At 63.4% G+C, this 15,210-nt stretch carries 14 protein-coding genes; 12 read left to right on the top strand and 2 right to left on the bottom strand.

Features of this window, described 5'->3' with window-relative positions; translation table 11 throughout:
* From A6M56_RS03400 to A6M56_RS03420, 5 genes are all read left to right on the top strand, one after another.
* A partial coding sequence (locus A6M56_RS03400; RefSeq protein ID WP_286757752.1) for an acyl-CoA dehydrogenase C-terminal domain-containing protein occupies window positions 1-511 on the top strand: 511 nt, incomplete at its 5' end.
* Window positions 512-586: 75 nt separating this feature from the next.
* Window positions 587-3,067, top strand: coding sequence for a 3-hydroxyacyl-CoA dehydrogenase/enoyl-CoA hydratase family protein (locus A6M56_RS03405; protein WP_045785795.1), 2,481 nt, complete (start codon window positions 587-589; stop codon window positions 3,065-3,067).
* Window positions 3,068-3,100: 33 nt separating this feature from the next.
* Window positions 3,101-4,300 (top strand): acetyl-CoA C-acyltransferase, encoded by a 1,200-nt coding sequence (locus tag A6M56_RS03410; protein WP_062739067.1) that lies wholly within the window; start codon window positions 3,101-3,103, stop codon window positions 4,298-4,300.
* A gap of 212 nt (window positions 4,301-4,512) precedes the next feature.
* On the top strand, window positions 4,513-5,466 hold the full coding sequence (locus A6M56_RS03415; protein ID WP_045785797.1) for a DegV family protein: 954 nt from the start codon (window positions 4,513-4,515) through the stop codon (window positions 5,464-5,466).
* Window positions 5,467-5,492: 26 nt separating this feature from the next.
* The gene (locus A6M56_RS03420; protein ID WP_045785798.1) at window positions 5,493-6,257 is read left to right on the top strand and encodes an enoyl-CoA hydratase; all 765 of its coding nucleotides are present in this window, start codon (window positions 5,493-5,495) and stop codon (window positions 6,255-6,257) included.
* Between the two features lie 66 nt (window positions 6,258-6,323).
* On the opposite strand, the gene A6M56_RS03425 is transcribed toward A6M56_RS03420, so the two are convergent.
* On the bottom strand, window positions 6,324-6,758 hold the full coding sequence (locus A6M56_RS03425) for an acyl-CoA thioesterase (RefSeq protein WP_045785799.1): 435 nt from the start codon (window positions 6,756-6,758) through the stop codon (window positions 6,324-6,326).
* Window positions 6,759-6,842: 84 nt separating this feature from the next.
* Here A6M56_RS03425 and A6M56_RS03430 point away from each other — a divergent pair, with 84 nt between their 5' ends.
* The 7 genes from A6M56_RS03430 to A6M56_RS03460 all read left to right on the top strand — a co-directional run bounded on the left by A6M56_RS03430 (window position 6,843) and on the right by A6M56_RS03460 (window position 14,910).
* Window positions 6,843-8,681, top strand: a complete 1,839-nt coding sequence (locus A6M56_RS03430; protein ID WP_045785800.1) for an ABCB family ABC transporter ATP-binding protein/permease — start codon at window positions 6,843-6,845, stop codon at window positions 8,679-8,681.
* Window positions 8,682-8,702: 21 nt separating this feature from the next.
* Window positions 8,703-9,647 (top strand): LysR substrate-binding domain-containing protein, encoded by a 945-nt coding sequence (locus A6M56_RS03435; RefSeq protein WP_045785801.1) that lies wholly within the window; start codon window positions 8,703-8,705, stop codon window positions 9,645-9,647.
* A 164-nt stretch (window positions 9,648-9,811) separates the two neighbouring features.
* Window positions 9,812-11,113, top strand: a complete 1,302-nt coding sequence (locus A6M56_RS03440; protein WP_045785802.1) for a Glu/Leu/Phe/Val family dehydrogenase — start codon at window positions 9,812-9,814, stop codon at window positions 11,111-11,113.
* Window positions 11,114-11,634: 521 nt separating this feature from the next.
* Window positions 11,635-12,531 carry a glutamate/aspartate ABC transporter substrate-binding protein gene (locus A6M56_RS03445; protein WP_045785803.1) on the top strand — a complete coding sequence of 299 codons (897 nt, stop codon included), beginning with the start codon at window positions 11,635-11,637 and terminating at the stop codon, window positions 12,529-12,531.
* A 218-nt stretch (window positions 12,532-12,749) separates the two neighbouring features.
* Complete coding sequence (locus A6M56_RS03450) at window positions 12,750-13,478, top strand: amino acid ABC transporter permease (RefSeq protein WP_045787762.1); 729 nt, start codon at window positions 12,750-12,752, stop codon at window positions 13,476-13,478.
* A 17-nt stretch (window positions 13,479-13,495) separates the two neighbouring features.
* Window positions 13,496-14,179 carry a glutamate/aspartate ABC transporter permease GltK gene (gene gltK / locus A6M56_RS03455; RefSeq protein WP_045785804.1) on the top strand — a complete coding sequence of 228 codons (684 nt, stop codon included), beginning with the start codon at window positions 13,496-13,498 and terminating at the stop codon, window positions 14,177-14,179.
* Window positions 14,176-14,910: an amino acid ABC transporter ATP-binding protein gene (locus A6M56_RS03460; RefSeq protein ID WP_045785805.1), complete on the top strand. Its 735-nt coding sequence runs from the start codon at window positions 14,176-14,178 to the stop codon at window positions 14,908-14,910. Before gltK ends, A6M56_RS03460 begins: the two co-directional genes overlap by 4 nt.
* A gap of 77 nt (window positions 14,911-14,987) precedes the next feature.
* Here the strand turns inward: A6M56_RS03460 and A6M56_RS03465 are convergent.
* The coding region (locus A6M56_RS03465; RefSeq protein WP_286757755.1) for a class II glutamine amidotransferase at window positions 14,988-15,210 on the bottom strand (223 nt) is incomplete at its 5' end.

Consider the following 15,210-nt stretch of genomic DNA (forward strand, 5'->3'; position numbering starts at 1 on the left):
GGGCATGGAGCAGTACGTGCGCGACGCCCGCATCAACATGATCTACGAAGGCACGAACACCGTGCAGTCGCTGGACCTGCTCGGTCGCAAGATCCTCGGCGACATGGGCGCCAAGATGAAGAAGTTCGGCAAGATGGTGCAGGACTTCGTCGAAGCCGAAGGCACCAACGAAGCCATGCAGGAATTCATCAACCCGCTGGCCGACATCGGCGACAAGGTCCAGAAGCTGACCATGGAAATCGGCATGAAGGCCATGGCGAACCCGGACGAAGTCGGCGCTGCTGCTGTGCCGTACCTGCGTGTCGTTGGCCATCTCGTGTTTGCGTACTTCTGGGCCCGCATGGCGAAAATCGCGCTGGAGAAGCAAGGCACCGGCGACACGTTCTACAAGGCCAAGCTCGCGACGGCGCGCTTCTACTTTGCCAAGCTGCTGCCCGAGACGGCTTCGCAGATCCGCATGGCGCGCGCCGGCGGCGCGACGCTGATGGCGCTCGAAGCCGACCTGTTCTAACAGGCGCACTCACCCGGGGCGACGCACAAAGACCGTCGCCCCGCTCGTCTCTTCCTCACCTCCCGCGAGGACACCATGACCCGCACTGAACTCCCCACCAGCGCGCAGCCGCAGGCCGGCCAGCGTTCCAACTTCCTCGTCCGGCGCGTTGCCGTGCTGGGCGCCGGCGTGATGGGTGCGCAGATTGCCGCGCACCTGGTCAATGCCAAGGTCCCTGTCACGCTGTTCGATCTTCCGGCCAAAGAAGGCCCGAAGAGCGGCATCGCGCTCAAGGCCATCGAAAACCTGAAGAAGCTGTCTCCGGCGCCGCTCGGCATCAAGGATGACGCGAACCTCATCCAGGCTGCGAACTACGAAGACGACATCGAGAAGCTGCGCGACTGCGACCTCGTCATCGAAGCGATTGCCGAGCGCATGGACTGGAAGCACGACCTGTACAAGAAGGTCGCGCCGCACATTGCTGCGCACGCAATCTTCGCGTCGAACACGTCGGGCCTGTCGATCACCGAACTGTCGGAGGGTTTTGACGCCGAGCTGAAGTCGCGCTTCTGCGGCGTGCACTTCTTCAACCCGCCGCGCTACATGCACCTGGTCGAGCTGATCCCGACTGCCCACACGCGTGGCGACATTCTCGACAAGCTGGAAACGTTCCTCACCTCCGCGCTCGGCAAGGGCGTGGTGCGCGCGAAGGACACCCCCAACTTCATCGCCAACCGCGTCGGCATCTTCTCGATCCTGGCGGTGTTTGCCGAGTCGGACAAGTACGGTATTCCGTTTGACGTGGTCGATGACCTGACGGGCTCGAAGCTGGGCCGCGCCAAGTCGGCGACGTTCCGCACGGCGGACGTGGTGGGCCTCGACACGATGGCGCACGTCATCAAGACGATGCAGGACAACCTGAAGGACGATCCGTTCGCACCGGTCTACGCCACGCCGCCCGTGCTGGCCAAGCTGGTGGAGGCGGGCGCCCTGGGCCAGAAGACCGGCGCCGGTTTCTACAAGAAGGAAGGCAAGGAAATCAAGGTGCTGGATCCGCAAAGCGGCCAGTACGGCCCGAGCGGCAAGAAGGCCGACGACATCGTTGTGCGCATCCTGAAGAAGGAGCCGGCCGAGCGTCTGAAGCTGCTGCGCGAATCCACCAACCCGCAGGCGCAATTCCTGTGGGCTGTGTTCCGTGACGTGTTCCATTACATCGCCGTGTACCTGGAGCAGATTGCGGATTCCGCAGCGGAAGTCGATCTGGCGATCCGCTGGGGCTTCGGCTGGAACAGCGGCCCGTTCGAAGACTGGCAAGAAGCCGGCTGGAAGCAGGTGGCCGAGTGGGTGAAGGAAGACATCGAAGCCGGCAAGGCGCTCTCGAATGCGCCGCTGCCGCAATGGGTGTTCTCCGGTCCGGTCGCAGACAACGGCGGTGTGCATTCGGCACAGGGTTCGTGGTCGGCCAAGCAGGGCACGTTCCTGCAACGCAGCACGCTGCCGGTGTACGGCCGCCAGGTGTTCCGTGCACCGATCAAGGGTGCGACCGCGGTGAACCCGCTCACGTATGGCAAGACGATCGAAGAGAACGACGCCGTGCGTATCTGGGTGGACGACGCGGCCGGTCAGGACGACGTGCTGATCATCTCGTTCAAGAGCAAGATGAACACGATCGGACCGAGCGTCATCGACGGTCTGACGCGCGCGGTTGATCTGGCGGAAGCTGGCTACAAGGGTCTGGTGGTGTGGCAGCCGACGTCGCTCAAGCTGGGCGCACCGGGTGGTCCGTTCTCGGCCGGTGCAAACCTGGAAGAAGCCATGCCGGCCTTCATGATGGGCGGCGCCAAGGGCATCGAGCCCTTCGTCAAGAAGTTCCAGGACGGCATGATGCGCGTGAAGTACGCCAACGTGCCGGTTGTCTCGGCTGCGTCGGGCATTGCGCTCGGCGGCGGATGCGAGCTGCTGCTGCACTCGGCCAAGCGTGTGGCTGCGCTGGAAACGTACATCGGCCTAGTGGAGGTGGGCGTGGGCCTCGTGCCGGCAGGTGGTGGCCTGAAGGAGGCGGCTCTGGCGGCAGCCAAGGCTGCGCAGGCAGCCGGCAGCACGAACATCCTGCAGTTCCTGACCAACCGCTTCCAGGCGGCGGCCATGGCCAAGGTGTCGTCTTCGGCGCTGGACGCCCAGAAGATCGGCTACCTGCAACCGACCGACACCATCGTCTTCAACGTGCATGAGCTGCTGCACGTTGCACGCAACGAAGTGCGTGCGCTGTCCGATTCGGGCTACCGCGCACCGCTGCGCCCGGTGGGCATTCCGGTGGCGGGCCGTTCGGGCATCGCCACGATCAAGGCGTCGCTGGTGAACATGCGTGACGGCGGTTTCATCTCGCAGCACGACTTCACGATTGCCTCGCGCATTGCTGAAGCCGTGTGCGGCGGCGATGTCGAAGCCGGTGCGCTGGTGGACGAAGAATGGCTGCTGGCGCTGGAGCGCAAGGCCTTCGTGGATCTGCTCGGCAGCTCCAAGACCCAGGAACGCATCATGGGCATGCTGCAGACCGGCAAGCCGGTGCGCAACTGATTGCCGCGACGACAGAGAGACAGGAGTTTCATCATGACCAAGCAACTGCAAGACGCCTACATCGTCGCCGCGACGCGTTCCCCGATCGGCAAGGCACCGAAGGGCACGCTCAAGAACCTGCGTCCGGACGACCTGCTGGCGACCATCCTCAAGAGCGCTGTCGCCCAGGTGCCGAACCTGGATCCGGCGCTCATCGAAGACGCCATCGTCGGCTGCGCGATTCCCGAAGCGCAGCAGGGCCTGAACGTGGCGCGTATCGGTGCGCTGCTGGCCGGCTTGCCCAACACCGTGGGCGGCGTCACCGTCAACCGCTTCTGCGCCTCGGGCCTGACCGCCGTGGCAATGGCTGCCGACCGCATCCGCGTGGGCGAATCCGATGTGATGATCGCCGCCGGTGTCGAATCGATGAGCATGGTGCCGATGATGGGCAACTCGCCGTCGATGTCGCCGGACATCTTCACGCGCGACGAGAATGTCGGCATCGCCTACGGCATGGGCCTGACCGCCGAGAAGGTCGCCCAGCAGTGGAAGATTTCGCGCGAGGCGCAGGATGCTTTCTCGCTCGCGTCGCATCAGAAGGCGCTCGCTGCGCAGCAAGCCGGCGAATTCAAGGACGAGATCACCCCGATCGAGATCATTGAGAAGTTCCCGAACCTCGGCACGGGCGCTGTCGACATCAAGACGCGCACGCTGTCGCTGGATGAAGGCCCGCGTGCCGATACGTCGATTGAAGGGCTGGCCAAGCTGCGCGCCGTGTTTGCCAACAAGGGTAGCGTGACCGCCGGCAACAGCTCGCAGACGTCGGATGGCTCGGGTGCGCTGATCCTGGTGTCGGAAAAAATCCTCAAGCAGTTCAATCTGACGCCGCTGGCGCGCTTCGTGTCATTTGCCGTGCGCGGTGTGCCGCCGGAGATCATGGGGATCGGTCCGAAGGAAGCGATTCCCGCCGCGCTCAAGGCCGGTGGGCTCACGCAAGACCAACTCGACTGGATCGAGTTGAACGAAGCGTTTGCCGCGCAGTCGCTGGCGGTGATCCAGGACCTGGGACTGGACACCAGCAAGATCAACCCGCTCGGCGGCGCGATCGCCCTGGGGCACCCGCTGGGCGCGACCGGCGCGATCCGTGCCGCGACCGTCGTGCACGGCCTGCGCCGTCGCAACCTGAAGTACGGCATGGTGACGATGTGTGTCGGCACCGGCATGGGCGCTGCCGGTATTTTTGAACGCATGTGACCCCACGTCAGGGGGAAGGATTAAGTTCTTCCCCCTGCTTGTAAATCGCCCGTCTCACAACGCATGATTGCGCAGGCTCGCGCAGCAATACACCACACAGCGAGCCAAAGCGAGCGGCCCGGCCAAGGGCACGCCACAGAAGCGGAACCACGATTCCGCAACAGAGGAGACACGCTGCCGCGTCAGCGGCGGCGCACCAAGAGGAGGGCGCGATGGGCAACACAATCGTGTTGACGGACGCGGCGTGCGACATGCCGCGCTCGATGATCGATCAACTGGGGTTGGGCGTGGTGCCGTTCCGCATTCGTGCGGGCGAGCTGTTCGTGGAAGACCGTCGCGATGAAGCCGCGCTGCCGCAGCTCTATCGCAAATACCTTGTCGACAAGCAGGACCACTACGCCGAATCGATTCCGCTGCTCGAACGCGAGATCGAAGACTTTCTGCTCAAGCACGTGGTCACGCAGCACGACCGTGCGTTGCTGCTGACGATCGCCAGCTCGCGCAGCCATTTCTACAGCCACGCCACCGGCGCGGTGGTGGGCACCACGGCCAAGAGCTTCAAGCCACGCAAGGATGCCGGCCGCTCAGGCCTGTTCGAGCTGACGGTGGTGGACACCGGTGCCATTGGCCCCGGCCAGGCGCTGATGGTGCACGAGGCCGCCCGCATGCTGCGCGAAGGCGCGGAGGTGCGCGACGTGGTGCACGTGATCGAAAACCGCCTGCGCGATGCCTCGCACGTCTACCTCGTCCCCGACGAGTTGCTGTACATGTACACGCGCGCCAAGCAGAAGGGCGAGAAGAGCATCACCTGGAGCCGCTACATGATGGGCACGGCGTTCAACGTGCGTCCGCTCATCCATATGCATCGTGGCGAGACGGAAGCCATCGCCAAGGTGCGGGGCTCCGAGGAAGGCATTCGCCGCCTGCTTGCGCATACCGAAACCATGATCGCCGAGGAGCGTCTGGCCACGCCCGTGGTGGCGATCACGTATTCCGGTTCGCTCGACACCGTGCGCCGCATGGAGCCCGTGCAGGCGTTGATGCGAACCGCACAGGATCACGGCGTGGAAGTGCTGCTCGCGCCGATGAGCCTGACCGTGGCGTTGAACGTGGGCGCCAACGCGTTCTCCGTCGGTTATCTATCTGATTCGCCTGTGCCGGTTTAGCCGCGCAGGCTTCACCTGGAGTTTTCATGTCGATTCGTACCGAGACCGCAGACGGCGTCCTGACGCTTACGTTTGACCGCCTGGACCGCAAGAACGCCATCACGGCCGCGATGTATCAAACGTTGGCCGATGCCCTGGTGGCCGCCGAGACCGATCCCGCCATCCGCGTGATTGTGCTGGCCGGCCACGAGAGCGTATTCACGGCGGGCAACGATCTCGAAGACTTCATGAAGAATCCGCCCAAGGACGAAAGCGCCCCCGTGCACCAGTTCCTGAAGGCGATCAGCACGGCGACCAAGCCGCTGATCGCTTCGGTGAGCGGCGCGGCGGTGGGTGTAGGCACGACGATGCTGCTGCATTGTGACCTGGTGTATGCGTCGGAGACGGCCAAGCTGTCGATGCCGTTCGCGCAGCTCGGGCTGTGTCCGGAAGCCGCGTCGAGCCTGCTGCTGCCGCAATTGGCCGGTTACCACCGTGCGGCGGACAAGCTGCTCTTCGGCGAGCCGTTCGACGCAAACGAGGCGCGTGAGCTGGGGCTGGTCAACCGCGTGCTGCCGGTCGGTGAACTCGATGCCTTCGTGCGCGCCCAGGCGCGCAAGCTGACGCTGCTGCCGCCGGCCTCGCTGCGCGCCACCAAGCGGCTGATGAAGGATGGCGCGATGCCGCAGATCGCGGCCCGGATGTCGCTGGAAGGCAAGCAGTTTGGCGAGATGCTGCGTGCGCCCGAAGCGCGCGAGGCGTTCACGGCGTTCTTCGAGAAGCGCCGGCCCGACTTCTCACAGTTCAACTGAGCGGTGATCCCGCGCAAGAGAAAACCCGGCCTAGGCCGGGTTTTTTTCTGACCGCGGGCAGCCGGCTCAAAGCTCCGGCAGCAGTCGCGGCTTGCGGCTTTCGTCGGTGGCGACGTAGGTCAGCGTGGCTTCGGTGACCTTGACGGTGGCGTGGCGGCCGTTGGCGCCCATGCGCTGCGCATAGACCTCCACGTCCACGGTGATCGACGTGCGGCCGGTCTTGACCACACTGGCGTAGAAGCTCACCAGGTCGCCCACGTAGACCGGCTGCTTGAAGACGAACGAATTGACCGCCACCGTCGCGACGCGGCCGTTGGCGCGCACCACCGCCGGGATCGACCCGGCAATGTCGACCTGCGACATGATCCAGCCGCCGAACACGTCGCCGTGGACGTTGGCGTCGGAGGGCATCGGCATCACGCGCACGGCAGGCTGCTTGTCGGCGGGCAATTTGACTTCAGCGGAGGCGGCGGTATCGGACATGATGAGGCAGGGCAGCATTGAGGCGGGCGGGCACCGGTGGCGCGGGGCACGCCTGGGTGATCGGTGGGAGAATACACAATCCGCTATTTTATTGCACCGCACATGCGTCGCTTTCCCGCCTCTTCCGAACCGCCTCCGCCGGGGGCTCAACGCGGCGACTGGCGTACCATCAAGAGCCTCCTGCCCTATCTGTGGGCCTACAAATGGCGCGTGGCGCTGGCGCTGTCGTTCCTGATTGCCGCCAAGGTGGCCAACCTGGGCGTGCCGATGGTCATGAAGCGGCTGATCGATTCGATGAACGTGTCACCATCGGACCCGCGCGCGCTGCTGGTCGTGCCGGTGGGCACCATCGTCGCGTATGGGCTGCTGCGGCTGTCGACATCGCTGTTTTCGGAGCTGCGCGAAATCCTCTTCTCCAAAGTGACGGAGAGTTCGGTGCGCACGCTCGCACTGCAGGTGTTCCGCCATCTGCATGCGCTGTCACTGCGCTTTCACCTCGAGCGCCAGACCGGCGGCATGAGCCGCGACATCGAACGCGGTACGCGGGGCATCCAGTCGCTCATCTCGTATTCGCTGTACAGCATCCTGCCGACGCTGGTGGAGGTCGGGCTCGTCATCACGTACTTCTTCGTGAAGTACGACGCGTGGTTTGCGTTCATCACGTTCTGTGCGCTGGTTGCGTACATCGCCTTTACCGTGACCGTGACGAACTGGCGTACGAACTTCCGTCGCAAGATGAACGAGCTGGATTCGCGCGCCAACCAGAAGGCGATCGATTCGCTGCTGAACTTCGAGACCGTCAAGTACTTCGGCAACGAAGAGTACGAAGCGCGCCGCTACGACGAGAACCTGCTCAAGTACCGCGCCGCGGCCATCCGTTCGCAGAACTCGCTGTCGATACTGAATTTCGGCCAGCAGTTCATCGTGGCGGTGGCGCTCATCCTGATCCTGTATCGCGCCACGCAAGGGGTGGCGGCGGGGCACATGACGCTGGGTGACCTCGTGCTGGTCAACACGCTGATGCTGCAGATCTACATTCCGCTCAACTTCCTGGGCGTGATCTACCGCGAGCTCAAGCAGGCCGTGGCCGACATGGACCGCATGTTCCACCTGCTGCATACCAACCGCGAAGTGGCCGACAAACCCGATGCGCCGCCGCTGGCCGTGCATGCCGGCCAGGTGCGGTTCGCGCATGTCGATTTCGGCTACGAGGCCAACCGGCAGATCCTGTTCGACGTCGATTTCACCATCCCTGCCGGCACGACCACTGCGGTGGTCGGCCAGAGCGGCTCGGGCAAATCGACGCTCGCGCGCCTGCTGTTCCGCTTCTACGACGTCAAGTCCGGTGCCATCGAAATCGACGGGCAGGACGTGCGCGACGTCACGCAGGCCAGCGTGCGTGCGGCCATCGGCATCGTTCCGCAGGACACGGTGCTCTTCAATGACAGCATCTACTACAACATCGCCTATGGCCGGCCCGACGCCACGCGCGAAGAGGTCATCGAGGCCGCCCGCGCGGCGCAGATCCACCACTTCGTCGAATCGCTGCCCGACGGCTATGACACCCAGGTCGGGGAGCGTGGCCTGAAGCTCTCCGGCGGAGAGAAGCAGCGGGTGGCCATCGCCCGCACGCTGCTCAAGCGCCCACCGATCCTCGTCTTTGATGAGGCCACTTCGGCGCTGGACTCGCGCACGGAGCACGCCATCCAGGATGAGTTGATGCGCCTGGCGCAGAACCACACCACGCTGGTGATCGCGCATCGGCTCTCGACCATCGTGAGCGCGCACCAGATCCTGGTGATGGAGCACGGCCGCATCATCGAGCGCGGCACGCACGAGCAGTTGCTGCGTGCGGAGGGCCGCTATGCGCAGATGTGGCGCATGCAGGCACGCGAGCCCGAGCGCGTGGCCGCAGAAACCGAAGACGCAGAGAACGCCTGAGCAGGTTGGGGAGGCAACGCAATGGAACTCAAATGGCTGGAAGACTTCGTCAGCCTGGCCGAGACACGCAGCTTTTCGCGCTCGGCCGAATTGCGGCACGTGACGCAGCCGGCGTTTTCGCGGCGCATTCAATCGCTCGAAGCGTGGCTGGGCAACGAACTGATCGACCGGTCGAGCTATCCCACGCGCCTGACCACCGCCGGCGAGGTCTTCTATGAACAGGCCCTGGCGATGCTGGCGCAGGTCAGCGAAACGCGTGCGCTGATGCGCGGACAGCGTCCGGCCAGCGCCTCGACGATCGATTTTGCGGTGCCGCATACGCTGTCGCTCACGTTCTTTCCGGGCTGGCTCGCGCAGGTGGAGGAGAAGGTCGGCAAGCTGCAATGCCGGCTGCGCGCGCTGAACGTGCATGATGCGGTGATGACGCTGGTGGAAGGCGGCTGCGATCTCGTCATGGTCTATCACCACGCCCGGCAGATGATCCAGCTCGATCCGACGCGCTATGACATGCTGGTGCTCGGCACGGAGCGGCTGTCGCCGTTCTCCAAGCCCGATGCGAACGGTCGTCCGATTTATCGACTGGCGCCCGCCGCGCGCAAGCCGATCGCCTATCTTAGCTATACGCCCAATGCCTTCCTGGGCCGCATGGTCGATGTGCTGCTGGAAAACTCGCCAGTCGCGCCGCTGCTCGACAAGTGCTACGAAACCGACATGGCCGAAGCGTTGAAGGTGATGGCGCTGGCGGGCCACGGTGTGGCCTTTCTGCCCGAGAGCGCGGTGCGCGACGAAGTGGCTGCGGGCCGCCTGGTGCGGGCAGAAGGCAAGGGCGGCGGCACGTTGTCGATCGAAATGGAAATCCGGCTCTATCGCGAGCATCCGCAGAACGGTGCGCACGACCGCCGGCATCCGCAATCCAAGCGCAAGCGCGAGCTGATCGACACGCTGTGGGGCGCGCTGGCGGGTTGAACGGGGCCATCGAACACAAGCCCAGGTTATGCGCCAAACGCATAACCCGATGTAAAAACGGCATTGGATTTCGATGTGGGGCATCCCTAAGCTGGCGAGCATTTTCTGGGACAGCATGTTCCCAAACCAGGGGCCTTACCGAGGTTCAAAAGAGGAAGACAACCATGTCCAATGTCGCATCTCCGTCGACACTCCAACACGCCATTCCGTCCTATCTGCCGGCCGACAACCTCGGCCCGTGGGGCATCTACCTGCAGCAGGTCGATCGGGTCACCCCCTATCTCGGCTCGCTCGCACGCTGGGTTGAAACGCTCAAGCGCCCCAAGCGCGCGCTGATCGTCGACGTGCCCATCCAGATGGACGACGGCCGCATCGCCCACTTCGAGGGCTATCGTGTGCAGCACAACACGTCGCGCGGCCCGGGCAAGGGCGGCGTGCGTTTCCACCAGGACGTGACGCTGTCGGAAGTGATGGCGCTGTCGGCCTGGATGTCGGTGAAGAACGCGGCCGTGAACGTGCCGTATGGCGGTGCGAAGGGCGGCATCCGTGTCGATCCGCGCAAGCTGTCTTCCGGTGAACTCGAACGCCTGACCCGCCGCTACACGAGCGAGATCGGCATCATCATCGGCCCGAACAAGGACATTCCGGCTCCGGACGTGAACACCAACGCGCAGATCATGGCGTGGATGATGGACACGTATTCGATGAACGAAGGCGCGACCGCCACGGGCGTGGTGACCGGCAAGCCGATCGCACTGGGCGGCAGCCTCGGTCGCCGCGAGGCCACCGGCCGCGGCGTGTTCGTGGTCGGCAGCGAAGCCGCACGTAACCTGGGCATCGACGTCAAGGGTGCGCGCGTGGTGGTGCAGGGCTTCGGCAACGTGGGCAGCGTGGCCGCCAAGCTGTTCCATGACGCCGGCGCGAAGGTCATCGCCGTGCAGGACCACAAGGGCATCGTGTTCAACGGCAGCGGCCTGGATGTCGACGCGCTGATCAAGCACGTCGACCACAACGGCAGCGTTGCCGGCTTTGCCGCAGAGACGGTCTCCGCCGACGACTTCTGGGCGCTGGACTGCGAGTTCCTGATCCCGGCAGCGCTGGAAGGCCAGATCACGGCGAAGAACGCGCCCCATATCAAGGCAAAGATTGTCGTTGAAGGTGCAAACGGCCCCACGACGCCCGAGGCCGACGACATCCTGCGCGAGCGCAACATCCTGGTCTGCCCCGACGTGATTGCCAACGCGGGCGGCGTGACGGTCAGCTATTTCGAGTGGGTGCAGGATTTCTCGAGCTTCTTCTGGACCGAAGATGAGATCAACCAGCGCCTGGTACGGATCATGCAAGACGCGTTCCGCGCCATCTGGCAGGTGGCCCAGGACAACAAGGTAACCCTGCGTACGGCGGCGTTCATCATCGCCTGTACGCGGATTCTGCAGGCCCGCCAAGAGCGCGGTCTGTACCCCTGATCGGCGACGCGTCGGTCAATTCCGGCGCGGTGCTCCAACAGGGCGCTGCTCCGGTCTCTCGCGTCGCCGCCGATCAGGCGGCCATGCGCGACGGTTGAAGAAAGCCGGTGTTCATGAGCGAACCATAACGTTCCAGGGCACCGCACCATGAGAGGGGCGGCCATATCCACGGTACCGTCGTCCCTCCATTCTCAAGTCGGGTTCGTGTAAGCGACAGAGAGCGCACATCGGGCAGGCTTTATTTCCCCTGTTTTTTTCGTCGCAGCATCTCGCTCAAGCTATCGCGCCGGCGCGCCGATGGTGAAAGCGGGTTGGCGTCAATCGCGACGTGCGCGTTTTCCGGTTTTCTGGAAAAGCACAACGTAAGGTGTGCGGTTGTCCAGAATGGCGGCTTGCGGCAGACGCTGCATCAGAGGAAAAAATCCGTTCGATTCAACGATTTAGTGGCAACACCAATACTGTCGCCAAACGTTTTTTGGTACAGTCCCGTCTTTCTCTTTCATGGTCAAAAGGAGACTTTCATGAACCTCGCCAAGCTGGCAACCGTGCTTGCAGCCGTTGGTGTGTTGAGCAGCGCAGCTCACGCAGAAGAGCTGACTGGTACGCTGAAGAAGATCAAAGACACCGGCACCATCACGCTGGGCGTGCGCGATTCGTCGATCCCGTTCAGCTACAACGTGGGCGGTGTTCGCACGATCGGTTATTCGTACGACATCAACCAGAAGATCGTCGAGGCCGTGAAAGAACAGCTCAAGCTGCCCAAGCTTGAGGTCAAGGAAATCCCGATCACCTCGCAGAACCGCATCACGCTGCTGCAGAACGGCACGATCGACATCGAGTGCGGTTCGACCACGAACAACCTCGAGCGCCAGAAGCAGGCTTCGTTCACGAACTCCATCTTCGTCATCGGCACCCGCATCATGGTGAAGAAGGATTCGGGCATCAAGGACTGGGCCGACCTGAAGGGCAAGAACGTGGTGACGACCGCCGGCACGACGTCCGAGCGCCTGCTGCGCAAGATGAACGATGACCAGAAGCTGGGCATGAACATCATCAGCACGAAGGACCACGGCCAGTCGTTCCTGACGCTGGAATCGGGCCGCGCCGTCGCGTTCATGATGGACGATGCGCTGCTGTACGGCGAGCGCGCCAAGGCCAAGAACCCGTCTGATTGGGTGGTGGTCGGCAAGCCGCAATCGCGTGAGGCCTACGGCTGCATGGTCCGCAAGGACGACAAGCCGTTCAAGACTCTGGCCGACAAGACCATCGCCGGCATGATGAAGGACGGCGAGATCGCAGCGCTGTACAAGAAGTGGTTCGAGCAGCCGGTTCCGCCCAAGGGCCTGAACCTGGACTTCCCGCTGTCCGACGACATGAAGGCGCTGATCAAGAACCCGAACGACAAGGCTCTTGACTGATCGGCTCCCTCAACGGGCCTGAATCAGCGTCATCGAAACGGAAGGCAAAGGCCGGTTAACAGGTCTTCTCCCTTCCGTTTCTTTTTAGGAGTCTGTTCCCGTCCGCAGCGATTGGCCCGGAGTTGGCCTGGGAAGCGCAGCCGTGCAACGCGCACGGCGGCATCGCGAGCCAAGATCAGGACGCGCAGCAGGAGGGGGCAGGCGCAGAGGGAACCACCATGAATTACCACTGGAACTGGGGCGTCTTCTTTACCGAAGCCGCCCAGAATCAGACCTATCTCGACTGGCTGCTCGCGGGGTTGAAGACCACGCTGCTGCTCGGTCTTTCTTCCTGGATCATCGCGCTCGTGCTCGGCTCCGTGCTGGGCGTGCTGCGCACCGTGCCGAACAAGTGGCTGTCGGGCTTCGCCACGGCCTACGTCGAGCTGTTCCGCAACATCCCGCTGATCGTGCAGCTGTTCATCTGGTACTTCGTCGTGCCGGAACTGGTGCCGGGCGGCGACTACATCAAGCAGATGAACCCCGCCACCGCGATGTTCCTGTGCGCGATGCTGTGCCTTGGTACCTTTACCGCGGCGCGGGTGTGCGAGCAGGTGCGCTCGGGCATCAATTCGCTGCCGCGCGGCCAGCGCAACGCCGGTCTGGCGATGGGGTTCACGCTGGCGCAGACGTACCGCTTCGTGCTGCTGCCGATGTCGTTCCGCATCATCGTGCCGCCGCTCACGTCGGAGTTCCTGAACATCTTCAAGAACTCGGCCGTGGCATCGACGATCGGCCTGCTCGAACTGGCCGCGCAAGGTCGCCAGCTGGTCGACTACACCGCGCAGCCGTATGAATCGTTCATCGCCGTGACGCTGATGTACATGCTGATCAACCTGACCGTGATGGGCCTGATGCGCTGGGTGGAAGCACGTACCCGCCTGCCTGGCTTCATCGGCGGCAAGTAACAGGGCGAGGACTTTCCATGGCTTATCAATTCGATTTCTCGTCCATCAATGCCGACAACATGCGCGTGCTCGGCGAGGGGATGATCCTCTCGCTCGAGATCACGGGCACGGCCATCCTGGTCGGCATCGTCTGGGGCACGCTGCTCGCCATGATGCGACTCTCGGGCATCAAGCCGCTGCAGTGGTTCGGGCAGGCGTACGTGAACCTCTTCCGCTCCATCCCGCTGGTGATGGTGCTGCTGTGGTTCTTCCTGATCGTGCCGCAGGTCCTGCAGAAGATCTTCGACCTGTCGCCGGCCACCGACATGCGGATGACCTCCGCGCTGGTTGCCTTCGCGCTGTTCGAGGCGGCGTACTACTCCGAGATCATCCGCGCCGGTATCCAGAGCGTGTCGCGCGGGCAGATGTTCGCGGCCTATGCGATGGGCATGACGTACGGCCAGGCCATGCGCCTGGTGATCCTGCCGCAGGCCTTCCGCAACATGATCCCGCTGCTGCTCACGCAGGCCATCATCCTGTTCCAGGATACGTCGCTGGTGTATGTGAGCGCGCTGTCGGACTTCTTTACGCAGGCATACAACATCGGCGAGCGCGACGGCCGTATCGTCGAGCTGCTGCTGTTTGCCGGCTTTGTCTATTTCATGATCTGCTTCGGCGCCTCCGTGCTGGTGAAGCGGCTTCAGAAGAAGGTGACCCAATGATCGAGATCAAGAACGTTTCCAAGTGGTACGGCAGCTTCCAGGTGCTGACCGACTGCACCACCAGCGTGAAGAAGAGCGAGGTGGTGGTGGTGTGCGGCCCGTCGGGTTCGGGCAAGTCCACGCTCATCAAGACCGTCAACGCGCTGGAGCCGTTCCAGAAGGGCGAGATCCTCGTCGATGGCACGTCCGTGGGCGCCAAGGGCACGAACCTGCCGAAACTGCGTTCGCGCGTGGGCATGGTGTTTCAGAACTTCGAGCTGTTCCCGCATCTGTCGATCACCGAGAACCTCACGATCGCGCAGCAGAAGGTGCTGGGCCGCTCGAAGGAAGAAGCGATGGCCAAGGGCCTGAAGTACCTGGACCGCGTGGGCCTGAAGGCGCATGCCGCCAAGTACCCGGGTCAGCTCTCGGGTGGCCAGCAGCAGCGCGTGGCGATTGCCCGTGCGCTCTCGATGGACCCGATCTGCATGCTGTTCGACGAACCGACCTCCGCGCTGGACCCGGAAATGGTCAACGAAGTGCTCGACGTGATGGTGGAGCTCGCCAAGGAAGGCATGACCATGATGTGCGTGACCCACGAAATGGGTTTCGCCCGCAAGGTCGCCAACCGCGTGATCTTCATGGATCAGGGCCGCATCGTTGAAGACTGCGAGAAGGAAGAGTTCTTCGGCAACATCGAGAACCGTTCGGACCGCGCCAAGCAGTTCCTGTCGAAAATCCTCTCGCACTAAGCACAGGCGCGAGGCAACAAAATGCCGCTCCGGGTGTATCCCACCTCGGAGCGGCTTTTTTGATGGGCGATGCAGCGTCAGGTGCAGGCCGTGTTGGCGGCATTGGCGATCTGCACTGCCTCCGGAATCGGCACCTTGGTCGCCATGGTCGCCTGGCCCGATTCGAACATCAGCAGTTCGCCCGGCACGAACGGCGTCCAGACTTCGTTGTCGGTGAGCGGCGCGGTGGCGATCACAGCCACGCGATCGGCTGGTGTCGTGTACTTGGCGAAATCGATCGTCATGTCGGCGTCGATCAGG

Source organism: Ralstonia sp. RL, assembly GCF_001683835.1.
In the GTDB taxonomy this organism is placed as follows: domain Bacteria; phylum Pseudomonadota; class Gammaproteobacteria; order Burkholderiales; family Burkholderiaceae; genus Ralstonia; species Ralstonia mannitolilytica.